Annotated in this window: 23 protein-coding genes; 12 read left to right on the forward strand and 11 right to left on the reverse strand. The window is 62.9% G+C overall.

Annotated elements, in window-relative coordinates; all coding sequences use genetic code 11:
• Positions 1–330: 330 nt before the first annotated feature.
• Positions 331–948: a DUF3000 domain-containing protein gene (locus tag CE_RS08960; protein ID WP_006767791.1), complete on the forward strand. Its 618-nt coding sequence runs from the start codon at positions 331–333 to the stop codon at positions 946–948.
• Positions 949–966: 18 nt separating this feature from the next.
• The gene (locus CE_RS08965; RefSeq protein ID WP_006767792.1) at positions 967–2,190 is read left to right on the forward strand and encodes an HRDC domain-containing protein; all 1,224 of its coding nucleotides are present in this window, start codon (positions 967–969) and stop codon (positions 2,188–2,190) included.
• On the opposite strand, the gene dxs is transcribed toward CE_RS08965, so the two are convergent.
• The 4 genes from dxs to dut all read right to left on the reverse strand — a co-directional run bounded on the left by dxs (position 2,187) and on the right by dut (position 7,218).
• A complete protein-coding gene (gene dxs / locus CE_RS08970; protein WP_006767793.1) occupies positions 2,187–4,097 on the reverse strand; it encodes a 1-deoxy-D-xylulose-5-phosphate synthase in 1,911 nt (636 codons plus the stop codon). The two genes, CE_RS08965 and dxs, sit on opposite strands and share 4 nt — an antisense overlap.
• A 210-nt stretch (positions 4,098–4,307) precedes the next feature.
• Positions 4,308–5,573, reverse strand: a complete 1,266-nt coding sequence (locus CE_RS08975; RefSeq protein WP_006767794.1) for a class I SAM-dependent RNA methyltransferase — start codon at positions 5,571–5,573, stop codon at positions 4,308–4,310.
• Positions 5,574–5,722: 149 nt separating this feature from the next.
• Positions 5,723–6,547, reverse strand: coding sequence for a DUF3710 domain-containing protein (locus tag CE_RS08980; protein WP_006767795.1), 825 nt, complete (start codon positions 6,545–6,547; stop codon positions 5,723–5,725).
• Positions 6,548–6,762: 215 nt separating this feature from the next.
• Positions 6,763–7,218 carry a dUTP diphosphatase gene (gene dut / locus CE_RS08985; RefSeq protein ID WP_143758528.1) on the reverse strand — a complete coding sequence of 152 codons (456 nt, stop codon included), beginning with the start codon at positions 7,216–7,218 and terminating at the stop codon, positions 6,763–6,765.
• A 122-nt stretch (positions 7,219–7,340) separates the two neighbouring features.
• Between dut and CE_RS08990 the strand changes: the two genes are divergently transcribed.
• Positions 7,341–7,865: a DUF3093 domain-containing protein gene (locus tag CE_RS08990; RefSeq protein WP_006767797.1), complete on the forward strand. Its 525-nt coding sequence runs from the start codon at positions 7,341–7,343 to the stop codon at positions 7,863–7,865.
• Positions 7,866–8,044: 179 nt separating this feature from the next.
• Here the strand turns inward: CE_RS08990 and CE_RS08995 are convergent, their stop codons facing one another.
• Both CE_RS08995 and CE_RS09000 read right to left on the reverse strand, forming a co-directional pair.
• On the reverse strand, positions 8,045–8,335 hold the full coding sequence (locus tag CE_RS08995; protein ID WP_006767798.1) for a DUF4193 domain-containing protein: 291 nt from the start codon (positions 8,333–8,335) through the stop codon (positions 8,045–8,047).
• A 165-nt stretch (positions 8,336–8,500) separates the two neighbouring features.
• Positions 8,501–9,370: an inositol monophosphatase family protein gene (locus CE_RS09000; RefSeq protein WP_006767799.1), complete on the reverse strand. Its 870-nt coding sequence runs from the start codon at positions 9,368–9,370 to the stop codon at positions 8,501–8,503.
• Positions 9,371–9,489: 119 nt separating this feature from the next.
• Here CE_RS09000 and ppgK point away from each other — a divergent pair, with 119 nt between their 5' ends.
• Positions 9,490–10,242: a polyphosphate--glucose phosphotransferase gene (gene ppgK / locus CE_RS09005; protein WP_006767800.1), complete on the forward strand. Its 753-nt coding sequence runs from the start codon at positions 9,490–9,492 to the stop codon at positions 10,240–10,242.
• Positions 10,243–10,727: 485 nt separating this feature from the next.
• On the forward strand, positions 10,728–12,236 hold the full coding sequence (locus CE_RS09010; protein ID WP_041628427.1) for an RNA polymerase sigma factor: 1,509 nt from the start codon (positions 10,728–10,730) through the stop codon (positions 12,234–12,236).
• Positions 12,237–12,301: 65 nt separating this feature from the next.
• Here CE_RS09010 and CE_RS09015 read toward each other — a convergent pair whose 3' ends face one another.
• The 4 genes from CE_RS09015 to CE_RS09030 form a co-directional block, all read right to left on the reverse strand.
• Entirely contained in the window at positions 12,302–13,648 is a 1,347-nt protein-coding gene (locus tag CE_RS09015; RefSeq protein ID WP_006767803.1) for a DUF418 domain-containing protein, read from the reverse strand.
• 91 nt (positions 13,649–13,739) lie between these two features.
• Positions 13,740–14,294 carry a hypothetical protein gene (locus CE_RS09020; RefSeq protein ID WP_006767804.1) on the reverse strand — a complete coding sequence of 185 codons (555 nt, stop codon included), beginning with the start codon at positions 14,292–14,294 and terminating at the stop codon, positions 13,740–13,742.
• A gap of 185 nt (positions 14,295–14,479) precedes the next feature.
• Entirely contained in the window at positions 14,480–16,195 is a 1,716-nt protein-coding gene (locus CE_RS09025; protein WP_006767805.1) for a DEAD/DEAH box helicase, read from the reverse strand.
• Positions 16,192–16,431, reverse strand: coding sequence for a DUF3039 domain-containing protein (locus CE_RS09030; protein WP_081447223.1), 240 nt, complete (start codon positions 16,429–16,431; stop codon positions 16,192–16,194). Before CE_RS09030 ends, CE_RS09025 begins: the two co-directional genes overlap by 4 nt.
• Before the next feature lie 120 nt (positions 16,432–16,551).
• Between CE_RS09030 and CE_RS09035 the strand changes: the two genes are divergently transcribed.
• The 6 genes from CE_RS09035 to galE all read left to right on the forward strand — a co-directional run bounded on the left by CE_RS09035 (position 16,552) and on the right by galE (position 22,357).
• Positions 16,552–17,019, forward strand: a complete 468-nt coding sequence (locus CE_RS09035) for a DUF3099 domain-containing protein (protein ID WP_006767807.1) — start codon at positions 16,552–16,554, stop codon at positions 17,017–17,019.
• On the forward strand, positions 17,009–18,556 hold the full coding sequence (locus CE_RS09040; RefSeq protein WP_006767808.1) for a methyltransferase: 1,548 nt from the start codon (positions 17,009–17,011) through the stop codon (positions 18,554–18,556). The genes CE_RS09035 and CE_RS09040 overlap by 11 nt, the downstream gene beginning before the upstream one ends.
• A 13-nt stretch (positions 18,557–18,569) precedes the next feature.
• Positions 18,570–19,004: a D-aminoacyl-tRNA deacylase gene (gene dtd, locus CE_RS09045; RefSeq protein ID WP_006767809.1), complete on the forward strand. Its 435-nt coding sequence runs from the start codon at positions 18,570–18,572 to the stop codon at positions 19,002–19,004.
• Between the two features lie 214 nt (positions 19,005–19,218).
• Positions 19,219–20,220, forward strand: coding sequence for a sigma-70 family RNA polymerase sigma factor (locus tag CE_RS09050; RefSeq protein WP_006767810.1), 1,002 nt, complete (start codon positions 19,219–19,221; stop codon positions 20,218–20,220).
• A gap of 458 nt (positions 20,221–20,678) precedes the next feature.
• The gene (locus tag CE_RS09055; protein ID WP_006767811.1) at positions 20,679–21,371 is read left to right on the forward strand and encodes an iron dependent repressor, metal binding and dimerization domain protein; all 693 of its coding nucleotides are present in this window, start codon (positions 20,679–20,681) and stop codon (positions 21,369–21,371) included.
• Positions 21,371–22,357, forward strand: a complete 987-nt coding sequence (gene galE, locus CE_RS09060) for a UDP-glucose 4-epimerase GalE (RefSeq protein WP_006767812.1) — start codon at positions 21,371–21,373, stop codon at positions 22,355–22,357. Before CE_RS09055 ends, galE begins: the two co-directional genes overlap by 1 nt.
• Before the next feature lie 11 nt (positions 22,358–22,368).
• On the opposite strand, the gene CE_RS09065 is transcribed toward galE, so the two are convergent.
• Entirely contained in the window at positions 22,369–23,502 is a 1,134-nt protein-coding gene (locus CE_RS09065; RefSeq protein ID WP_006767813.1) for a DUF4192 domain-containing protein, read from the reverse strand.
• Positions 23,503–23,813: 311 nt separating this feature from the next.
• Here CE_RS09065 and CE_RS09070 point away from each other — a divergent pair, with 311 nt between their 5' ends.
• Entirely contained in the window at positions 23,814–24,773 is a 960-nt protein-coding gene (locus CE_RS09070) for a PAC2 family protein (RefSeq protein ID WP_006767814.1), read from the forward strand.
• The last annotated feature ends 63 nt before the right edge of the window (positions 24,774–24,836 follow it).

Here is a 24,836-nt window from a genome sequence, read left to right on the forward strand (position 1 = left end):
GTGTCCCTAGACATCAGGAACCCAGGAAGACCTCATAGAAGACACTGCTGGTTGCGCCTTCGGCGGACGTTGACCGGGGTCCTTCCAGCGGCAACACCACTGGTTGAGACCCCATGAAAAACACGCACCAACACATCCATCATAAGTTTGATCGCCTTCTCATGTGGCATCACCCCCCGAATAGGGCACATTCGGCCGAGGAACCGGATTTCACAGGTATTTTCCCGATGGTTGTACGGATCTCTTCCGCTATCCCACATATTCTCGTGAAAAGCCGTTTAAACGGCGCGCCTCCCCCTACTGCACCTGTGTCCCAGTAAGTTTCAACCTGTGATCGATTCCGAAGCGACCTCTCAGCACAAGACACCAGCCGGCCAGGCTGAGGGCACCCCCGCCGAGTTCTCCGAGGCGGTGGAGTCCATGCACCGAGCACGCCTGCGCCCCGAAATCACCCTGGGTACCATCAGACCGCCCCAGCGTCTGGCCCCGTTCTCACATGCCATCGGCCTTGAGGTCAACGTCGCCGACGATCAGGAGATCGTCGCTCAGGACAGCGACGGGGACTCCTTCGGCCGACTCATCCTCCTCCACGACCCCGGTGCAGAGGAAGCCTGGGAGGGCACCATGCGTCTGGTGGCCTACATCCAGGCCGACATGGACCATGCGGTGGCCTCCGACCCCCTCCTGCCGGAGGTGGCCTGGCAGTGGCTCACCGAGGGTCTTGCCCGCAGCGGTGCGGAGCACACCAACCTTGGAGGCACGGTAACCTCCACCACGTCCGTCAGATTCGGTGAGATCGGTGGTCCACCGAGTGCCTACCAGTTGGAGATGCGCGCCTCCTGGACGGCAACCGACAACGATCTCACGACCCATGTGGAGGCTTTCGCCACCGTGCTGGCATCCGTGGCGGGCCTCCCACCGGAGGGTGTGACCGAGCTCCACCGCTAGGTGGGTAAATTAGTAGGCATGGCCTCCGACTTACTCCAACCCCGCGACGGCACCCCACCGCTGCTCACCACCCCCGCCCAGTTCGAGGCGGCGGCAGATGTGCTGGCCGGTGGGTCAGGGCCCTTCGCAATCGACACAGAAAGAGCGTCCGGCTTCCGTTACGATGACCGGGCGTTTCTCATCCAGATCCGTCGCAGGGGTGCAGGAACCCTCCTTTTCGACCCGGAGTCCCACCGCCCGGAACTCTCCCGTTCCCTCGGCCCCGTGCTCAACGGGCAGGAGTGGATCATCCATGCCGCAGCCACCGACCTGCCGAGCCTGGCCTGGTTGGATCTACATCCCGGTACCCTCTTCGACACTGAACTGGCGGGCCGTCTCGCCGGTTTCGAACTGGTCAACCTCGCAGCCATGGTGGAACAGATCTTCGATCTTCACCTGCTCAAGGGCCACGGCGCCGAGGACTGGTCGAAACGCCCCCTCCCGGAGGAGTGGCTGAACTATGCCGCCCTGGATGTGGAGATGCTGCTCGAACTCGCTGATGTCATGGCCGAGATCCTGGATAACCAGGGCAAACTGGACTGGGCGGAACAGGAATTCGAACACATCCGCACCCAGTTCGCCGATGTCACCGAGGCACCCACCCTCAGCTGGACTGATATGAAGGGTGTGGGCACCCTGAAACGTCCGGAACAACTAGTCGTGGCCCGCGAGATGTGGATGGCCCGCGACAGCATCGCAGCCGCCCGTGATCTCGCAGCCGGAAAGGTGCTGTCCAACAAGGTCATCGTGGAAACCGCCCGCACACTGCCCAGAACATTCGGGGATCTGGCGCGGGTGAAGGGCTTCCCCGGTAGGAATACAGGGACGGTGAAGCGGTGGATGCGTGTGATCAACCGGGCGCTGGCCTCGCCGAGACACACCTGGCCACGACCGCAGCCCCGCCCCGATGGTGTCCCCGACCGCCGATACTGGAGCTCCTTCCATCCGGAGGAGTACGAGATCCTGCAGGGAATCCGCGCGGACATTGATGATCTCGGAGCTGAGCTGAACATCCCCGGTGAGAACATTCTCCAACCGGCTGCTCTGCGCGCGGTGGTGTGGATGTCCACCAACACCGGTGAGGTCCACGATCAGGACAGTCTCATGGGCGCACTCCGTGACTACGGGGTCCGCCCATGGCAGGTGGAGCAGGTGTCACCGATACTCATCAATGCCCTGCTCCGGGGTGACAGGCGGGGTTAGTTCCCCCCGCCGAACAACCGGTCCATCCAACCCAGCGCGGTTTTCTCCACGCTGTCGATGTCCAGGTCGTGGTCCAGCAGGACCTGGCCACGACTGGCGTGGTCGAGGAATTTCTGGGGCACGGCCACCTGACGGCGTGGGGTGTCCACCTCCGCTGCATTGAGCGCATCGGAGAGTAGTGATCCGACGCCACCGTGGATGACACCATCCTCGATGGTGATCACCAGGTCATGATCAGCGGCGAGCGCGACCAGCGACTGCGGGATCGGGATGACCCACCGGGGATCCACAACGGTGACATTGGCGCCCGCGGCAACCAGTCGTTCACCCAGTTCCAGAGCGAGGGTCGCGCGCTCCCCGACCGCCACGATGAGAAGATCCGGGGCGTCCTCAGACGCCGGGGAAGCCTCCAGGTAGGCCAGGATGTCGACCCCGTCCTCCAGGGTCTCGATGGCCTCGATCGGTGCGGGCAGATCACCCTTGGGGAAACGGACGACACTGGGACCATCATTGATGTCCACGGCCTCACCGAGCAGTTCCCGGAGGGTGTCCTCATCCCGTGGGGCCGCCACGCGGATACCGGGGACAATGGAGGTCAACGCCAGATCCCACACGCCGTTGTGGCTTGCTCCGTCACTGCCGGTGACACCGGAACGGTCCAACACGACGGTGACCGGCAGGTTCAGCAGGGCCACATCCATGAGCAGCTGGTCAAAGGCGCGGTTGAGGAAGGTGGAGTAGATTGCCACCACCGGGTGTTTCCCGGCGAGTGCCAGACCCGCGGCTGAGGTGAGGGCGTGCTGTTCCGCAATACCCACATCATAGAAACGGCTGGGGAAATTCGCGGCGAATTTCGCCAGGCCGGTCGGACCAGCCATGGCGGCGGTGATGGCGACGATGTCCTCGCGCCGACCGCCGAGTTTGACCAGCTCCTCACTGAAGGCCGCGGTCCACCCCGGTTTCGAGGCCGCAACCGGGATGCCGGTGCGCGGGTCCATCACACCGGTGGCGTGCATGAGCTCATCAAGGTCACGCTCGGCGGGGGCGTATCCCCGACCTTTCTCCGTGACCACGTGGACGATGATCGGGCCCTTGAAGTCACGGGCGTAGGCCAGGGCGTTGTCCACGGCCTTCTGGTCATGACCGTTGACGGGGCCGATGTATTTCATGCCCAGTTCCGGGAACATCTCGGTGGGGATGACGGTGCTCTTCACACCCTCCTTGAAGGCGTGGAGCGCCTCGAAGGTGCGTTCACCGACCCACCCCATTGATTTCAGGGTGGACTTGCCCTGTTCCATGACGCGGTCATAGAACGGCTCCATGCGCAGCTGTGCGAGGTTCTCTGCGAAACCACCGATGGTCGGTGAATAGCTTCGACCGTTGTCGTTGACCACCACCACCACGTTGCGGTCCTTGCCCGCGGCGATGTTGTTCAGCGCCTCCCAGCACATGCCCCCGGTGAGGGCACCATCGCCGACCACCGCGACCACGTTCCGGTTGGTGTCACCGTCGAGCTGGAATGCCTTGGACATACCATCTGCATAGGACAGGGCGGCGGATGCGTGGGAGGACTCGGTCCAGTCGTGTTCGCTCTCCGCGCGGCTGGTGTAACCGGACAGACCACCCTTCTGGCGCAGCGTGTCAAAGGCATCCCCACGTCCGGTGAGGATCTTGTGCACATATGACTGGTGTGAGGTGTCGAAGATGATCGGCTCACGGGGGGAATCGAAAACCCGGTGGAGACCGATGGTCAATTCGACCACACCGAGGTTGGGGCCGAGATGACCACCGGTGGCTGCGACCTTGTCGACGAGAAAGCTGCGAATCTCCCCCGCCAGCACCTCCAGGTCCTCTTCTGCAAGGGCCTTCAGGTCCGCAGGTGTTGAAATACTGTTCAGAATTCCCATGGGCGTGAGTCAGACACCTTTGCTCTCGGAAGTGGACGTGTATTCATCTGGAGGTGCTGGATGCACCGTGTGAGTATGTGTGCAGGCGATCGTGTCACGGAACCCGCCGTACAGCGGGTTGGACATGATCGCCTGTGCTGTTGGAGCCATCTTACTCTGTGGGGTGCCAAATCACTGTCATCGACCGGCTCCGGTGTCGGGACGCACGCGCTACGCGGACTTCCGGGTGAACACCCCGATGGTTTCATAGTGGTGGGTTGCCGGAAAGGCATTGAACACCGCCAGACGGTCGAGGGTGTAACCACCCGCGGACCAGTCGGCGACATCCCGGGCGAAGGTGGCCGGATCACAACCGATGTGGACGACCAGCTGGGGTTTCGCCCCGGCAATGGTGGCCACCACATCCGAACCCGCACCGGTACGTGGTGGGTCGAGCACCACCACGTGTGGCTTCGGCAGCTGGGAGGTGACGGATTCCACCCGCCCGGCGTGGAAGGTGACCGGCAGGCCGGCCAAGGCATCATCACCCGCTTCGGCGGATCCCTCGGACAGTTCAACGGAGTGCACATGCGCACCCAACGCGCGGTTGATCACCGGCACGAACAGGCCGACACCGCCGTACAGGTCCCAGGCAACCGGGCCACGCTTATCGACGTCGACAAGCTCGGCTCCGTCGAGCACCTCGCCGATGAACGCGGAGTAGGCTCCGGGGGCCTTCGTGTGTGCCTGCCAGAAACCGGAGACCGGGAAGGTCCAGGTGTGGTCCCCGACCGTCTGCTCCACGCTGCCGTCGCCTTCCAGCACATGCAGGATTGTCTCAGCGCGACGACCACGGGGGGCCTTCCTGACCTCGACGACGGTGCGCACACCACGGTCATCGATGGCGGCGATGACCTCGGAATCCGGGGTGAAGGTCCGGGCACCGGGACCCACCAGGCCGTCGATAAGCTCAGGTACCACCTGGGAGCAGGCCACGTCGGTGACCAGGTCGTTCGAACGCAGCTTGCGGAAACCGGCGCGCCCGGAGGCATCGACGCCGAGGCGGACCCGGGTGCGCCATCCCTGGGAGGGTTCGAGCTCGAAGAGTTCCGGGGTCGGGATATCCGCGAGACCACCGATGCGCTGCAGCTGATCAGTCAGGACCCGGGACTTGATCTCCAGCTCGGCCTCCGGGGAGAGTTCTGCATAATCGCAACATCCCGCACCGGCTGCCGCGGCGGGGCACCGGGAATCAACACGGTGCGGTGAGGCCACGTTGACCTGCACGACAAACCCGCGCGCGAACCGCTTCTTCACCTGGGTGATCTCGACATCGACATCATCACCCGGGAACCCGCCCCGGACGAAGATGACCCGTCCACCGTGGTGTGCGATCCCCTCGCCGCCATGTGCGGGGCGGGTCACCTCAACGGTGATGGTGTCCCCCTTGGTGAGGTCCGGGGTGGGATCGGTGGTCAGTTCGGCGGTGTCAGACATGTGACCTGCCCTTTCTTCGGCATTGCTCCACGGGCCATGTGCTCGGTGTGATCCGGTGGCCACGCCCGTGACAGCCACCCCGTTAAGTTGGTCATCCGCACCCTGGTGGAATCATTGCTGATCACTGCCAGGCTGCGGATCAGACAACACTACCCCGCCTGACCGGCATTTCCGGTATCGCCGGCGGATCCGGGCTGGGTGGTGGGCTGGTTGTCGGGCTGGGTATTCTGTTTCTGCTGCTGGGCCCGCTTCGCCATGGCCTGCTGGATCTGCTCCGCAAACTGCTTGGGCAGGGCCACCGGCAGCGGGCTGCCGGCGAGAATGGGGGCATCACCGCGGTTGACGAAGGTCCGGGCGATGACCTCGTGGCCGAGTTCCCGCATGTCATCGGCACGGTCGGCGGGGCTGATCATGGTCATCCGGAGCATCCAACGCGGACCGTCAACACCGGCGATTCGGATGAGACGGTCATTGGCCTCACCGACCACCTCACGACCCCAGGGGCCCTGTTCCACCCGGACGGTGAGACCGTCCCGTCGCATGCCGTCGGCGATCTCCCGGGTGGCCTCACGCCACTGCCCCGCGGAGGTGCGGCCCGCGAAGGCAACCGGGGTGATACGGCCGTGGGGGGTGACGATGTGGAGCATCCGTGGGCCCTGCTCCCCCATCTCCACCTGTACCTCCGACTGCATGGGCAGTGGAATCTGCAGGGACCCCAGATCAAGCAGGCCCTTGGAGAAGTCGGAGAAATCGAAATCACCGATGTTCACCTGGCCCGCATCATACGGGCCGGTGGCGCCGGTGACCGCATCGTGGATTGGATCGGGCCGGTCATCACCCGCTTCCGGGCTTTCCCCCGGTGCTGTCTGGTCCGGCTCTGCCTGGGAGGGGACGTCATTGTAATGCGCTTCCTGTTCCTCGGCGTGCTGCTCAGGGGTTGACGCATTCTTCTTGCCAAACGGCCACAGTGCCATGATCTACCTTCCGGTCCTTCTTGTCTCTTACACGACCCAGGCACGCCCCCGACGGCGGGTGGGTGCAGGCCATGCGCATTATGAGGGTATCGCCCCCACGGTAACCGGTTTCCCCCGGTTCCGTCCCCGGAAACCCCCGATACCGCCTGGATCCCCGTGTTCACGGCTGGGATGCCGGGCGCACCGCAGGGGTCGTTCCGGTGCGGGGTTTCGGTCTACGCTGTCGATCCCCTCCCGGTGGATCCATGCCCCTGGTCACCCCGGGTGGTCTCATCGAGTTCATCAACCTCGACGAAATCCACCAGCTCCACCCGCTGGATGATCAGCTGCGCGATGCGGTCCCCGCGGGTGATGGTGATCGGGGTGCTGGGATCCAGGTTGATCAGACACACCTTTATTTCCCCCCGGTAATCGGCATCCACGGTGCCGGGTGCGTTGACGATGCTCAGCCCCTCACGGGCGGCAAGCCCCGAGCGGGGATGGATCAGCCCGACAGTGCCCAGGGGCAGGGCGATGGCGACACCGGTGCCCACCAGTTCACGGTGCCCCGGCGCGATGACCACATCGGTGGTGGAGTGCAGATCAACACCGGCATCCCCGCGGTGTGCGCGGCGGGGCATGGGCAGACCCGGGTCGAGGCGGAGGAGGCGGATGCTGTCGATGGTGTTCAGGTTCTCAGTCACCCCCTCAGGGTACGCACGCCGTTGCCTGCCAGAGTCAACCGGGACGATGGTGCACTGCCACCGGTGCGATAGGATCACCTATTGTGAGTGATTCCCAACGTGCTGATTCTGTGAACCCCCAGGGCCCCGGTGACGATTCCCCGGGCACCCGGATCATCTACCGTGAACGGCAGTGGGTCCCGTGGTACTGGTGGCTGGGGATGGCCTTCCTGGTGGCACTGCTGACCGCCCAGTTCGGTCTGAACCGTGATGATCTGTGGATTTATATCCCGGCGCTGGTGCTATCAGTACTCGCTGTGTGGATCCTGCTGAGTCTGTCCTCCACCGTGATCACGGTGGAGGAGGATGAGGATGGAACGCGCTGGCTGATCGCCGGGCAGGCGAACCTGCCCCATGACGTGGTGTCACGTTCCCTGGCGGTGCCGGCGACCGCGAAGCGTAATGCCATGGGTCGTCAGCTCGACCCGGCTGCGTTCGTGGTATCCCACGGGTGGGTGCATGAGATGGTCATGCTTGTCCTCGACGATCCGGAGGACCCCACCCCCTACTGGCTGATCGGCAGCCGCGACCCGGAGGCCCTACTGCGCGCCTTCGTCCCCGATCAGGCGGACGATGCCCTGGCTGATTTCTCCTAGGTTTCACCACAGATCCGCGGAAACCCCGTATCCCATTCTCTGGAGGTGGGGATACGGGGTTTGCTTCTCACCTGGTCACCTGTTGTGGATGCTCCGTGTACCCGGTATGGAGGCAGGCATGGGCCGGTAACGGACCGGCGTTCTGCCCGCCTGGGTGATGCTGAGTGGTCAGCGTCCTGCTAGGCGCAGTCGAGGCAGATGTCTGAACCATCGGCCTCGGTGTGGGATTTGCGGTTGTTGCGCTGCACCAGGAAGCAACTGGCACAGGTGAATTCGTTCTCGCGGCGTGGCACCACATCGACGTTGAGTTCCTCACCGGAGAGATCGATGTTGGGGATCTCGAACGGCTCGACGATCTCACCGTCATCGTCCATGTCGTTGGCGGTCTCAACGGCCTTCAGGCCTTCGAGGGAGTCGGTCTCCAACTCGTCCTCGACGCGGCGACGCGGAGCATCATAATCGGTAGCCATGGTGTTTCCTCCCGAGTGGGTTCGGTTCATCTTGCGAAAATGTGCACTTCAGCAAATGTCATGCAACGTTTAGCGCGCATAGTAAATGAGAAAAACCGTCTTGTCATACCCCCTGGTCAGAGGCCTAAAATTACGGGGATGAAAGCCAACCCCGGTCACGCCTGATCAGTGCTGCAGCGGTGTGAGGGCACCGATGGTGTCGAAGAGATCTGTTACAGCCTCGAATACAGGGTGTGGCGCGGCATACAGAATCTCACCCGACTGGCCGGGGACAGACAGCCCGGGGGCGTGGATGCGGGCCCCGGCCTCCTGGGCGATGAGGATCCCCGCTGCGTAATCCCAGCAGCTGAGTCCATGTTCGTAGTAGACGTCCACCTCGCCGTCCGCCAGATGGCACAAATCCAGGGCGGCACTGCCCATGCGCCGGATATCCCGGACCACCGGCAGTACCCCGGTGAGCACCTGGGCCTGCTGTGCCCGGCGCGTGGTGGAGTATCCGAAACCGGTCGCGACCAGACACTGGGTGATGTCATCGATGCCATTGACCCGCAGGGCGACGATTTCATCGTTGTCGGGCAGATACTTGTACGCACCCTGGCCGCGGGCGGCGCTGTAGAGCACACCGGTTTCCACATTGATCACCGCCCCCGCAACCACCTCACCGTCGATGGCGGCGGCGATGGAGACCGCGTACTGGGGCAGACCGTAGACGAAGTTGACGGTGCCGTCGATGGGATCGACAATCCAGGTGACCCCGCTGATCGAGGGGGTTCCGGTGCCCTCCTCCCCGATCAGACCGTCCTCGGGCCGTAGTTCCTGTAACCGGTTGGCAATGAAATCCTCAGCCAGGGTGTCCACGATGGTCACCGGATCCACCGCGGAGCTCTTGGTGTTGGTGTAGGCCCACATGTCACCCAGATCAGCCCGCTTATCCCTGATGCGGGCGGCTGTCAGGGTGACGGTCTCGGAGGCAACGGCCCTGAGTTCATTGAAGGAGAACGTGTATGCATGCGTGGATTCCATACTGTCCATCATGGTGTGTTTTTCCCGCAGGTGCCGGTGATTCCACTTCCCGCATCGGGAAATCACCCTGACATATGACCTCTGCAGCTGTTTTCCTGCCGGATTCCCTGTTGGTTTGTACACTTGGGCGCATGACTGAAACGGGATTTGGAATCGATATTGGTGGTTCCGGCATCAAGGGTGCACGGGTCGACCTGTCCACCGGTGAGTTCATCGGCGATCGGATAAAGATCTCCACCCCCAAGCCCGCAACGCCTGACGCCGTCGCTGAGGTGGTCACAGAGATCCTCGCGGAAGCGCAGTGGGATGGACCGGTGGGCATCACGGTTCCCGCCGTGGTGCGTGGACAGGTGGCGCTCACTGCCGCCAACATCGATAAGGCGTGGATTGGCACGGATGTCCACGAGCTGTTCCACCGGCACCTGGGTGATCGGGAGATCACCGTGCTCAACGATGCGGATGCAGCGGGCATCGCCGAAGCCACGTTCGGGCACCCCGATGCACGCAAGAGATCAGTCATCCTCCTGACCTTCGGAACCGGTATCGGATCAGCTTTTCTCATGGATGGTGAGCTTTTCCCCAACACAGAGCTGGGACATCTCATTGTCGATGACATGGAAGCAGAGCACCGCGCCTCCGGGGCTGTCAAGGACAACAAGGACCTCTCCTGGAAGGAGTGGGCCGCTGAGGTCAGCAGGGTACTCAACGAGTATGAGCGCCTCTTCTACCCCAGTTTGTTCATCGTGGGCGGTGGGATCTCCCGGAAACATAAGAAGTGGGTTCCACTCCTCGATGTCAAAACGGAGGTCGTTCCGGCGGAGCTGCGTAATCGCGCGGGTATCGTCGGGGCGGCGATGGCGGTGGCAAAACACCTGGCCCCCTAGAGGGTCACCTTCCCGCCACCGGATGAGCAGGGGGCGGGGTCTTGATTCGGGATTGTGGTTGGGCTATGCAAAACGGCCCCCTTGTGACACGTCAACAGCTAATCACCTATACTGGTCTGTTGATCGTGGACAAAAGGTAACCATGAGATTGATTCACCCTTGTGACTTCCCAAGAAACACTTAACTCAAAGCATTAACCCGTGGCGTGAATGCTGATGAGACTTTCCGGGATACGGCAACAGGGACATGGAGCAATTGATCGGCTGGCCATCTCTCGAGCGATGTGACTCAGACACAGACGCTTTTATTTGACGTTTCCGGGAACAAAGAAGCATTCCGGTTGTTGCATAAAGGTAGCTGAAGATGACGCATCACTTGGACAAGCAAAGCGAAAGGGCATTAGTGGCAACCACTGAATCCTCACAGCACCGCTCGGATCAGTCGAAGAAGTCGATGAAAATGCACCAGGAGCCGTGGAGAGCAGCATGGTAGAGAACAACGTAGCAAAGAAGACGGTCGCCAAGAAGACCGCCCGTAAGACAGCACGCAAGGCAGCACCGCGCGCGGCCGCACCTCTGGGATCGCAGGACATACCTGCGTCGTCGACGCCTGCCGCAACGTCTCCTGTGACCCCGGCGCCAGCCGCCATCGACGCCACTGTTGATGCAGCCACCCCGGCCAGCACCGATACGACAGCCGGCGAGGCGGAAACCTCGACCGGCACCGCCCCCGCGGCCAAGAAAACGGTTGCGAAGAAGACCGCGCGGAAGACCACTGCGAAGAAGACCACCGCGCGGAAGACCACTGCGAAGAAGGCCGCTCCCGCCAAGGCCGCCCCGAAGGTGATTGATCCGGAGCTCGAGGACGAGGACGATGATCTGATTGTCGACGAGGAGGATCCCGCCTTCATCCCCGGTGACGAGCTGGAGCAGGACGATGAGGTCGCCCCACTCGGGGAAGAGGAAGAGGAGGAGGAAGAAGACGACGGTTCCTCCGTCTGGGATGAGGATGAGTCCGCCACGCTGCGTCAGGCGCGTAAGGACGCCGAGCTCACCGCCTCAGCTGACTCCGTGCGTGCCTACCTCAAGCAGATCGGTAAGGTCGCCCTGCTCAATGCTGAGCAGGAGGTGTCCCTGGCCAAGCGCATTGAAGCCGGTCTCTACGCCACCCACAAGATGGAGGAGATGGAAGCTGCCTACGCCGCGGGCGACAAGGACGCCAAGCTCACGCCGGCGGTCAAGCGAGATCTCCGTGCCATCGCCCGTGACGGCCGTAAGGCGAAGAACCACCTGCTGGAGGCGAACCTTCGTCTGGTGGTCTCCCTGGCCAAGCGCTACACCGGTCGCGGTATGGCGTTCCTCGATCTCATCCAGGAGGGCAACCTGGGTCTGATCCGTGCGGTGGAGAAGTTCGACTACTCCAAGGGGTACAAGTTCTCCACGTACGCCACCTGGTGGATCCGTCAGGCCATCACCCGTGCCATGGCTGACCAGGCCCGCACCATCCGCATCCCCGTCCACATGGTCGAGGTCATCAACAAGCTCGGTCGTATCCAGCGTGAGCTGCTGCAGGAGCTGGGTCGCGAACCCACCCCGCAGGAGCTGTCCAAGGAGATGGACATCTCCGAGGAGAAGGTGCTGGAGATCCAGCAGTACGCCCGCGAGCCGATCTCCCTGGACCAGACCATCGGTGATGAGGGTGACTCGCAGCTCGGTGACTTCATCGAGGACTCCGAGGCTGTGGTCGCGGTGGATGCGGTGTCCTTCACCCTCCTGCAGGATCAGCTCCAGGATGTGCTGGAAACCCTGTCCGAGCGTGAGGCTGGTGTGGTCAAGCTGCGCTTCGGTCTCACCGACGGCATGCCCCGCACCCTGGATGAGATCGGCCAGGTTTATGGTGTGACCCGTGAACGTATCCGCCAGATCGAATCCAAGACCATGTCTAAGCTGCGCCACCCGTCCCGCTCCCAGGTGCTGCGCGACTACCTGGACTAGGTTTCCCGGCTCAGCAGCAGCAAGAGGCGCCCGTGTGTTCCACGGGCGCCTCTTTCTGCTTCTGGTTAACGCTTGTCGACGTCCACCTCATTGTCATACAGGGACGAAGGTGGTGTCTGCGCGGATGGCAGGGGTGAAGCTCCCGGTGGCAGCGCATGCCCCTGACCCGAATATGCCTGGTAGAGTCCGGTCTTCCCGTAGGAGAGACGACGGTGGACGGCTTCGAAGGGGCCCTTCCGGCCTGCCAGGTCCAGGGCGTAGGCGAACAGGGCCGTGAGCACCCAGACAGCCAGTGCCACCGCGCTGGCCTCCAGGATGCCCCCACCGATGCCCAGGCCCAGGGTGAACGGCTGGGTGGCGATCAGCAGCAGGAGTGACTGGAGGATGTATCCGCTCATGGAGCGTGCGCCCAGTGCAGCGATCATGCGGGGAATCAGGGGCAGGTCGGCAGCCTCTCCCCCGGTGTCCCGCGCGTCCAGTTTCCGCTGCAGCGGCTGGACGAGCAGGGCGATGGCGGCGATGATACCCGGGCCGGTCAGTACACCGAAGGCCTGGTTGACCCCATAGAGGGGTTGTGCCCAGGAGGAGGGGAGAACACCGATCTCCGACAATCCCCACGGCAGTCCGATGAGTATGACCACAGCCACCGCGATCCACACCGCGGTCCACAGCTGACGGCGGAACTCATCCACCCGGCTGAGCACCCGGTGGCGGGCGGCAATGTACCCGACGATCATCACCGGGAACAGCATGAGGATCTCCATGGGTATCGCCGCGACCTGACCGACCACCATGATGAGAGCGAAGAGCAGATACTCGCCGTAACTATCATGGGAGCCGCTCAGGAATCCCATGTCCGCCGGCGGGGCGGCATCCGTGGCCATGGACGTCAACACGGATACCCCCAGGGTGGAGATGAGGTTGAGGACGAAGAACACCCCCGCGAACCACCACAGGGTCTTGTCCCGGAAGGTCATCATCACGGCGAGGAGCATGCCCGCCACCCCGTAGAAGAACATGATGTCACCCCAGAACAGGAAGACCATGTGCACCAGACCGAACAGGGCGAGGAAACCATAACGCCGGACCAGGACGCGACGGGCCTGGCTCTCGGGGTATTTCCGACGCCACAGGCTGCCCACGATCATGCCCACGCCGTACCCCAACATGGTGGAGAACATCGGCAGGCCACGGACGTGGATGAACATGGCGCTGAGCACCACCGCGATCTGCTCCCACACCGACCCTGTAACCATGCCCCCCAACCGGTTGGCCTCCAGGCTGCTGTCCGCGGGAATCCATGCGGTGGCCACATTGGCCAGGGCGATGCCCAGCAGGGCGATGCCCCGGGCGATGTCGGGCGAGAGTATCCGGCTACGTTGGGCGGAGCATTCGGGGGATTGTGTGGTCATGGGGACATCCTCACTTGTCAGGGGGAGTTGTCAGGCGGGCACAGAAAAAGGCCCCACCATGTGGGGCGTGGACAGATATGGGTGGGGTTGATCACGCGTTTTCGTTGAGGAACTGTTCCACACATGCCTGCTGGGAGGCGACATCGGGGTTATCGACGAAACAGTCCATGATCCCACTGTTGAGGAAAGCCACGACCACCACCGCGAAGAACACGACGATCAGCAGGCTGATGACAGAGAGGATGAGACCACCGACCGACCAGCCGGTACGTTTTCCGGCACCGTGGAAGTTCTTGCCACGGACCAGGGCCACGATGGATACGATCACGCCGGCGACCGCGAGGAACGGGGCCGCGAGGATGAGGACAGCCAGGGGGCCGGCGAACACGGTCAGCAGCGCGACGATGCTGGCGATACCGAGGCCAAGGGCCCAGGCGGCCAGCTTGTTCGGTTTGGCGTTCATCGGGGAGTTCTCAAAACCGCCACCATAGGAGGTGGTGGAGGCGCCCTGGTAGGGCTGTTCCGCACCCCAGTCCGGGGCCCCGGAACCATAGGAACCGTAATCCGGTGGGCCACCGGGGTTGCCCTGGTGGGGATGGTTGTTGTTGTCGCCGGGATCGCCGTACGGGTAATTGGGGGTGGTCATGATAGTGGCCTTCCTCGGTGTCGGTTTCACGGATCGTCACCATCATTACCACGATGGTGCGCACGGGAACACCCGGTGGGCGTGCCGTCATAGGAGACAAGATTACCCCCAGCACCGTGCCACGGCGCTGGGGGTATGTATTTTGATGCAGGACCCGTGCTGAAGCCACCCCTACCCGGGGGCTGTCACCACTGGCGGAGATAGGCGATGCGGTCGCGCAACTGCTGGGCGGTGCACAACGCGGTCGGCGGCCCGCCACAGTTTTTCCGGGCCTCGGTGTGGATGGCCCCGTGGGGACGGCCGGTCCGACCGGAGGTGATGGAGACCAGGGTGTTGAGCTCCTTGCGCAGGCGCGGGATCTCATCGCTGGCAACCTCCTCCCCCACTGGTTTCTCATGGATCTCAGCCTCACGCTGACGCTGGCGTTCCTCCTCCCGGCGGCGTTTCTCCTCCGCCTCGCGGGCATCCAGCTGCTCCTCCTGACGTTTGCGCAGCAGTTCACGCATCTGCTCCGCATCCAGCAGACCCGGCAGACCGAGGTAGTCGGCCTCCTCGGCGGAGCCGGCGAAGGTGGCGGTGCCATAGGTGGAACCGTCATAGATCAGCGAATCCAGTTCGGCCTCCGCGCCGAGGGATTCATAACTGGGGAGCAGATCCGGTTCGCTCTCCTTGCGGTTCGCCTGCTCAAGCAGATCATCATCCCAGCCTTCCTTGGGCCGGTCGGGCCGTCCGAGGACGTGGTCGCGGGACACCTCCAGTTTGGCGGCGAGATCCAGCAACACCGGGACTGAGGGCAGGAACACCGAGGCGGTCTCCCCCGGCATGCGTGAACGCACGAAACGTCCGATGGCCTGCGCGAAGAACAGCGGGGTGGATGCCGAGGTGGCATAGACGCCCACGGCCAGGCGTGGGACGTCCACACCCTCCGAGACCATGCGGACCGCCACCATCCACTCATCGGTGGAGGCGGAGAACTCATCGATGCGTTCGGAGGCACCCGGCTCATCGGAGAGGATGATGGCCACCGGCGTCGATGACAACTCCTTGAGGATCTTCGCATACGCACGCGCCGACTTGGTGTCGGAGGCGATGACCAGCCCGCCGGCATCGGGGATGTTCTGGCGCAGCTGCATCAGGCGGGTGTGCGCGGCGGACAACACCGAGGGGATCCAGTCACCCTTGGGATCCAGTGCTGTGCGCCAGGCCTTGGCGGTCTGCTCAGGGTTGAGGGGCTCACCCAGCCGTGCCGCGTATTCCTCCCCGGCGCTGTCCCGCCAGCGTGCCTCACCGGAGTAGGCGAGGAAGACCACGGGCCTGACCACCCCGTCGGCAAGCGCCTCGGAGTAGCCGTAGGTGTGGTCCGACCGGGAGACCATGTGCCCGTCCTCGTCCTCGGTGTAACGGACAAACGGGATGGGGGAATCATCGGAGCGGAAGGGCGTACCGGTCAGTGCGAGACGGTGCTCGGCATCGCGGTAGGCCTGACTGATGCCATCACCCCAGCTCTTGGCATCACCACCGTGGTGGATCTCATCGAGGATCACCAGGGACCGGCGGGCCATGGTCACCTGGTAGTGCTTGAACGGGTGCATGGACACCTGGGCGTAGGTGACGCAGATGCCGTCATAGGCGGGGTTGACGCTGCCGGAATTCTTGAATTCCGGGTCCAGCGCCAGACCGACACGCGCTGCCGCCTGCGACCACTGCACCTTGAGGTGCTCGGTGGGGACGACGACGATGATGCGGTCGACGGTCCGGGATGCCTTCAGTTCCGTGGCCACGCGCAACGCAAACGTGGTTTTACCTGCACCGGGGGTTGCCACGGCCAGGAAGTCACGGGGTTTTTCAGCGAGAAATTTATCCAGGGCTGCGCGCTGCCAGGCCCTTAGATTGCCACTCACTTCCTACGCAGACCCTTGTAGATTCTCTCGCAGTCCGGGCACACGGGGGAACCGGGCTTGGCCTGCTTGGTCACGGGGAAGGTCTCGCCGCACAGCGCAACAACCATGCGACCATTGACGGCGGAATCCACGATCTGGTCCTTCTTCACGTAGTGGAAGAACTTCGGGGTGTCGTCGCTGGTGGCGTTATCTTCCCTGATATCGGGGCGTTCAATAGTCTTCGTTGTCGTTCTCACCCATCCCATCATGCCCCAAATTCCTGCGTGCGCCATAAACGGACTACCCTTTGCGGTATGAACCAGCGGAAATCCCGACAGCACAGGCCGAAAGGATCGTCGGGATCCTCTTCGAACAGGATGTTCAGGAAAATCCTCCGGCGTAATGAGGTCCTGCTCATCACGGACAAGAAGCGCACACACTCCCAGGACATCCGGCACCGGCGCCGTATCTACAACATCATCCAGGTCTCCCGCGTGCCCCTGCTGGCATTCGCGGGGTTGTGCTGGATGATGTGGGGGCTGTGGTGGCTGGCTGCCATCATCTTCGTCATCTCCATTCCCCTGCCGTGGATTGCGGTGGTCATCGCCAACGCCCGGGGCGAACCCCGCGATCCCCGGGAACGGGCGGTGTACAAACCCGCGCTGATCCGGGAGATGAATGAGCAGTTGCGCCTGGAAGCGGAACGCGCCCGTGAACTCGAGGCCGGGTCCTCCACCACGGAGGGTAAAGAGGTGGATCGCATCCGCAGGTTCGAGGGCATCACCATCGATGCTGACGATGACCTGAACGATGATCTGGAAGAGGACAATAAGAATGACAGTTAGCCCGCAACACCGCTCGCCTCTGACCGATGTGGCGCGCGAGGTGAAGAAGGTGTTCCGGGAGATCGGGTACACCACCCCGGGGATCGCCGACCTGCTCGGCCCCGATTACACCCAGGCCATGCATACAGGGCAACCGGCGGCGGTGCGGTACCACCTGGACACCCTGCCCGAGACCGACCTCAACCTCGCGCTGCGGGCGCTGGTGCTGCGCGATGAGGTGCGCGTCGACAAGCTCGCGTCGCTGTTCGGGGAGCGCAACGTGGCAACGCTTATCGACGCCGGATTCGCCCGGCTCTGCGGTGCGGACGGGGTTCAGATGCTGATCGACATCCGGCCGCAGCTCATCGCGGGTCGTCAGCAGTGGGTGTTCTCCGATGCGGATGCCTCCATGACCCAGCATGTCCCGGGGCCGGATCACGTCCTCGGGGTCGGGGCGGCCAGCCTGTCGTTGCTGCAGGCCACCCCGGTCTCCCCCACCGGACGGGTCCTTGATCTGGGTACCGGATCCGGCATCCAGGTGCTGGGACAGGCGGGTAGCACCACGTCGATCACCGCCACCGATATCCACCCCCGGGCCCTGGATTTCGCCGAGGCCACCCTCGTGGACTCCGGGATCCCGGTGGAACTGCTCGAGGGCAGCTGGTTCGATCCGGTGTCGGGTCGTGACTTCGACCGGATCATCGCCAACCCCCCGTTCGTGGTCGGCCCACCCGAGATCGGTCACGTCTACCGCGATTCCGGGATGGATCTCGACGGCGCCACCCGCCTGGTGGTGGAGCAGGCCTGCCGGCACCTCGCCCCGGGTGGGACCGCTCACCTCCTCGGCGCCTGGGTGCACTCAACGGGGATGTCCTGGCAGCAGCGGGTGGCCGACTGGCTCCCCGATGAGGGGTTCGCGGCGTGGATCATCCAGCGGGACTCGGTCACCCCCGCCCAGTATGTGGGCACCTGGCTGGCGGATGAGTCCCTCGATCTGCGGGGCCCGGAGGCTGCGGAACGCACCACCGCCTGGCTGCGCCACTTCGACAACGCCGGGGTCACGGGGGTGGGTTTCGGATTCATCGCGATCGAGCGCCTGCCACTTGCGGACGGGGCGGTGAAATCGGATATCCTCGCCGAGGACATGCCCCAGTTCTTCGAGGATCCCCTCGGTCCCGAGGTCACAGAATACTTCTCCCGTATCGCCTGGCTGCGGGAACAGACCAGGGAGTCCCTCCTCGGCTCCCGCTACCGGATCCGTCCCGGGGTGGCACTGGAGGATGTCCACCTGGCGGACGCGGAGGAGGGCATGGGTTTTGTCCCCGTGGCCAAACGCCTCACACGCACCGACGGCCCACGCTGGACCCATGACATCGACCGGCACCTGGCCGCGGTGCTCTCCGGGTTGAATCCCCACGGGTTGAACCTGGAGGAGACGCTGGGATTGTATGCCGTGGCCAACGGCGTCGATGAGCATTCCCTCTACACCGGGGCCATCACCGCCGTGGTTGATCTGATCCGGCATGGGCTGGTCCTGCCCGCTGATCTGATCGCCTGAGAGGAGTCATAGTATGAAAGCCGTATTGACACGGGTGAGTTCCGCGAGTGTGACCGTCGGGGACGAGGTGGTCGGTTCCATCGACTGCCCCGAGACCGGAGGGCTGCTGGCACTGGTCGGGGTCGGTGCCGCAGATGAACCAGACGCCTGGGAGACGATGGTGCGTAAGATAGCGGAGCTGCGCATTCTGGATAATGAGAAATCAGTCAGTGATGTGGGCGCGCCGGTGCTGCTCGTCAGCCAATTCACACTGATGGGGAAAACGGCCCGCGGCCGTCGCCCCTCCTGGTCCGATGCGGCGGCAGGCGGGATCGCGGAACCGGTCATGCGCAGGATCGCCACCGGCCTGCGGGAACGGGGCATCCACGTCGAGGAGGGACGTTTCGGGGCGATGATGAAGGTGGCCTCGGTCAACGAGGGCCCTTTCACAGTGTTGGTGGAGTGCTGATCCCCGTCCCCGCATGAAGGTGAACGAGCTCAACGTGAGAAAGTTGCTACCCGCAATTTATTCATAATGTTCACCCCAAAAGCTACCCCCACGTCAAGGATGTGATCTTTATCCAGGGATTCTCGAGGGTGGCTGGCGGTTTATGTCGATTAATGGGAACTTTATAAATGGTCGTCCCGTTAAATGTTATGAACCGCGAAATTAGGAGGCCAGTATGACTCAACCGTCCACGCAGGATCTCAATCTAACCGGCGATGATCGCGAGGTTGACCTCGGAAGCAGGCGAGGCCAGACCAACGATAACCCTTCGCAGGACCTTGTTCGCGTTTACCTCAACGGCATCGGCAAAACCGCACTGCTCACTGCCGAGGATGAGGTCGAGCTCGCCCAGACCATCGAGGTCGGCCTGTATGCAGAATACAAGCTCAAGCATTCCGACGAACCCCTCACCCGCGCCATGAAGCGCGACCTGAAAGTGCTGGCCAAGGAGGGCAAAAAGGCACGCGCCCACCTGCTGGAGGCCAACCTACGCCTGGTGGTGTCCCTGGCCAAGCGTTACACCGGCCGTGGCATGCCACTTCTGGATCTCATCCAGGAAGGCAACCTCGGCCTGATCCGGGCCATGGAGAAATTCGACTACACCAAGGGCTTCAAGTTCTCCACCTACGCCACCTGGTGGATCCGCCAGGCGATCACCCGCGGCATGGCTGATCAGTCCCGCACCATCCGCCTGCCCGTCCATCTCGTGGAGCAGGTGAACAAGCTCTCCCGCATCAAGCGCGAGATGTATCAGCACCTCGGCCGTGAAGCCACCAATGAGGAACTGGCGGAGGAATCCGGTATTGAGGAATCGAAGATCGAGATGTTGCTGCGCCAGTCCCGTGATCCAGTGAGCCTGGATATGCCGGTCGGTGCTGATGAGGAGGCACCCCTGGGTGACTTCATCGAGGATTCCGAGGCAACCGACGCTGAGACCGCCGTGGTCGCCTCCATGCGCCATTCCGATATCCGCTCGGTGCTCAGCACCCTGGAGCAGCGTGAACAGGATGTCATCCGTCTGCGCTACGGTCTGGAGGACGGTGTTCCACGCACCCTTGATCAGATCGGACGCCGTTTCGGTCTCTCCCGCGAGCGTGTACGCCAGATTGAGCGGGAAGTCATGAGCAAACTCCGCGACGGTGAGCGGGCGGCGAAACTCCGCGAATACGCCGTTTAACACCACCACCGGGGATGCCCGCCAGGGCCCCAGACTCCGGTATCACATGCAGCAGGCTGGAAACCCTCACTGGGGTTTCCGGCCTTTTGTCTCTGGACATCGCTGACAGATTCCGCCACCACCCATGTCTGCAGGTGGCATCGGTGGACTGTGACTAAGCTGTAATGGGTTCCGCCAGCATGCCCACGCACTCACGGCGCCAGGGTGGTGTGGTTGGGACCGGTGGCACAGGTGCCCCAGAAGCAGTTATAGGTTTGATCCCGCTATTTCGGTCGAGTTATTAGTGTTGACCCTCCGGGCGGGAATGAACACCGGTAGAATGCGTTAATGAACATGGACGAGGCCCACATCGTCTGGAGGCCCACCTCCCTCCCGGGATCAGGCAGGCCGGGGCAAATCGCATCCCGCAGGACGCGATTTTCTAGTTGAGAATAGATTTACAAGGAAGGCAGTCTCCTGTGAAGGATCTGGTCGATACCACTGAAATGTATCTGCGCACCATCTATGAGCTGGAGGAGGAGGGCATTGTTCCCCTCCGTGCCCGCATCGCAGAGCGCCTTGAGCAGTCCGGTCCCACCGTCAGCCAGACGGTGGCCCGCATGGAACGTGATGGACTGGTCCATGTCAGCCCGGATCGCAGCCTCGAGATGACCCCGGAGGGCCGTGCCCTCGCCATCGCCGTCATGCGTAAGCACCGCCTGGCGGAGCGTCTGCTCACCGATATCATCGGATTGGACATCCACAAGGTGCACGACGAGGCCTGCCGGTGGGAACATGTGATGAGTGACGAGGTGGAGCGTCGTCTCGTGGAGGTCCTCGACGATGTCACCCGCTCCCCCTTCGGCAATCCCATCCCGGGCCTGGCTGATATCGGTCTCGACCAGGACCGTGAGCCGGACTCCGGAATCCGGGCCATCGACCTGCCCCATGGTGAGTCCCTCCGGGTGCGTATCGTCCAGCTCAATGAGATCCTTCAGGTTGATCAGGAGCAGTTCAGTATCCTGAGCTCCGCGGGCATCCGGATCGGTACGGAGGTGGACATCATCAATGAGCAGGGTCGCGTGGTGATCACCCACAACGGGATGATGGTGGAGCTCATGGATGATCTCGCCCATGCCGTGCGTGTGGAGAAGGTCGACGGACTCAACTGATGAAACTCCTGGTCACCGGCGGGGCGGGTTATGTCGGTAGTGTCTGCGCTGCCGTCCTCGTTGAACGTGGACATGATGTCACCGTTATCGATAATTTCACCACCGGCAACCGCGAGGCCGTCCCGGCCTCCGCCACGCTGGTGGAGGGCGATGTCCGTGACGTAGCCGATGAGGTACTGGCTGCCGGGGGGTTCGACGGGGTGGTGCACTTCGCCGCGCGTTCCCTGGTGGGTGAATCCGTGGATCACCCGGCCGACTACTGGCAGCATAATATGGTCACCTCCCTGACCCTGCTCGATGCGATGCGCGCCCACGGGGTGGACAACCTGGTATTTTCCTCCACGGCGGCCACCTACGGTGAGCCGGAACAGGTTCCCATCACCGAGGACATGCCCACCGCCCCCACGAATCCCTATGGGGCATCCAAGCTGGCCATCGACTATGCCATCACCTCCTATGCCCGGGCTTATGGGCTGGGGGCCACCAGCCTGCGCTATTTCAACGTGGCGGGAGCCTATGGGAACATCGGTGAAAACCGGGAGGTGGAAACCCATCTGATCCCCCTGGTGCTGCAGGTTGCCCTGGGCCACCGGGAGAAGATCTTCATGTTCGGTGACGACTGGCCCACCGCAGATGGCACCGCGGTACGCGATTACATCCACATCCACGATCTGGCCGAGGCACATGTCCTGGCCCTGGAGTCCAACGTCGGTGGAACCCACCGCATCTTCAATCTCGGATCGGGTGATGGTTACAGCGTCAGACAGGTGGTGGAGATGTGCCGTGAGGTTACCGGACACCCGATCCCCGCCGAGGTGGCGCCCCGGCGCGCCGGAGACCCGGCGGTGCTGATCGCGTCCTCGGAGAAGGCACAACGGGAACTCGGGTGGAACCCCACCCGCACCGATCTGCGCACCATCGTGGAGGATGCCTGGGCATTCACCTCACAGCTCGGCGAACGCGCGCACAGCGCCCACCGCGGTTAACACGTCCCTGTTCAGGCCGCCGGGGCGATTCCACCGTTGCTCCCGGGGCTGTACTGGGCCCGGACCATCGTATTGCCCCGCATGCAGGCGTCCACCATGGTGTCGAACTGCCCGTCCGCGAGCCCGTGTCGCAGCAGACCCGAGAAGCTGTGGTCCGGATCGGTGCTGAGGGCGGCATCCAGGGCCGGGATGGCCTTCATCCCGAGGTTCTGGCGGATCACCGCGATGGAGTACAGACACAGCGCATTACAGCGGATACCTCCATCGAATGTCTTCGCCACGGCCATGAACAGATCCGCAGCGACCCGGGGGTTGTCCACACTGTGGTGCAGTATCGAGTCCCGGAGCAGCACAGAGGTGAGATAGGCCGCGGCATCGCGGAGCACACCCGGTTTACGTAACAGAGTGGCCACGGTGGAGCGGCTGCCGGACACTGTGACTCGGTCGATGATGGCTTCGAATTCCTCCAGTGCCGCATCGAAGGCACCACCATCCGGGTCGGTCCTGATGGCTCGCAGTATGTCCTCGCCCCGGCGTTGTGCCTGGGCACCCAGCTCCCGGATACCGTCGTCGGTGAGGAAACGGTTGTCGCGGTCGAAGGCTGCATAGGCATCTGTCCGTGTGGCTTCCGGCAACTGCCCATGCTCGAGGAGGTTGCGGGTGGCCACCGCACCGGTGACCGGGGCGATGCGCCCCTCCTCCCAGTCGAGCAGTCCCCCGCCCGGACCTCCGAGTTCCGCGGGTGATGGTCCGAACGCGAGCTGATAGATCTCACCGCTGTAGATCCCGGTGGTGATCCAGCAGGCGGTGATCGGTATGGTCCCGGACTCGGCTGTGGAGAAGAGCGTGTCGACGATCCCCTCCACCCACCCGTCAGCGCAGTTCCCGGTGATGATGAAACAGAAGATCAGATCGGCATCGGTTGATTCGATGGCACGACCGACATCGGGCAGGAGGTCGAGTTCGTCGATATTGACCCGGATCACCGGCCCCAGGGTGTGCCGGGTACTCTCCCCCTCCCGGAACATGACGGTGAACACGACGGATTCCGTGGGATAGAACCCCAGGATTCCCGGAATATTGGCGATGAGATCCCCGGGTGTCCCCAGGACGGATGTGGACTGTGTGGTGTTGTTTTCAGGCATGGGCTCAGTATGGGGGCGGTCTCCGGCCGGAACCAGGCCCCCAGTGGGTTATCCCCACTTTCCGGCCGGGGTGGGAAAACTATCCACACCCCCGGGCCCTCGTCGGAGATGGTTCCGTCGGTCGGTCATCATCGATTAGAATCGGTACAACCCGGTGGGATATCACAACAATGTAAATGGGGGGATTAATTATCGATGTCAATTGGTTGAACTGTACAGAGACCCATCACATCGGTGAGGTGGTCAGAATCTGGCAGGGTTTAACCATGGGAACCTACCCTGGAACCAACTAGGAGTATCGAGGAGGAATAATGTCGGATAACAAGGAATCAATGTACGAACTTGAATACCCGTCACCCGAGGTGAACGGCGGTGGCTCTGAAGGCCCCACCCTCATTGTTGCTCTTCAGGGTTATGCCGATGCCGGGCATGCGGTGGAGGCCAGTGCCTCCCATCTCATGGCGGCTCTGGATCACCGTCTGATCGCCTCATTCAACAATGATGAGCTGATCGACTACCGCTCACGCCGACCCACCGTTGTCATCGACAACAACGAGGTCACCGAGATGGATGAGCTCCAGCTGGGACTGCATGTGGTCCGCGACTCGGACAACAAGCCATTTCTGGTGCTGTCCGGTCCCGAACCGGATCTGCGCTGGGGGGCCTTCACCGAAGCCGTGTCGGACCTGGTGGACAAATTCGGTGTCGACCAGACCATCTGCCTCTACGCCGCCCCCATGACCGTCCCCCACACCCGCCCCACGGTGGTCTCCGCACACGGCAACTGCGCGGAACTGCTGAAATCGCGGTTCAGCATCGATGCCCGCATCTCCATTCCGGGTTCGGCGTCGCTGAAGTTGGAGAAGCTTCTGCACACCCGTGGGAAGAACGTCGCAGGCTACACGGTCCATGTTCCCCACTATGTTGCGGCATCGCCCTACCCGGCAGCCACCCTCAAGCTGCTGCAGGCGGTGGCGGAGACCGCCGAGCTGAACCTGCCGCTGCTGTCGATTGAGCGGGATGCCGAGAAGGTACAGCGTCAACTCGCGGAGCAGACCTCCGACTCCATGGAGATCCAACACGTGGTCGGTGCCCTGGAGCGCCAGTACGACGAGGAACTGGAGCGTTACCGGGAGAAGAATCCGCAGGCGGTACTGCCCGGCGAAACCCCTGTGCCGTCCGGTGATGAGATCGGCGCCGAGTTTGAACGGTTTCTCGCGAACCTCGATGATTCCGGTGACCCCGATGGTCCGGAGGACAATGGGCAGTAACTGATACCCTCCTCGATCCCCCGCCGCACCCCGTGCGCACCAGATGGTGTGCACGGGGTGCGG

Origin of the sequence: Corynebacterium efficiens YS-314 (assembly GCF_000011305.1) — a bacterium.
In the GTDB taxonomy this organism is placed as follows: domain Bacteria; phylum Actinomycetota; class Actinomycetes; order Mycobacteriales; family Mycobacteriaceae; genus Corynebacterium; species Corynebacterium efficiens.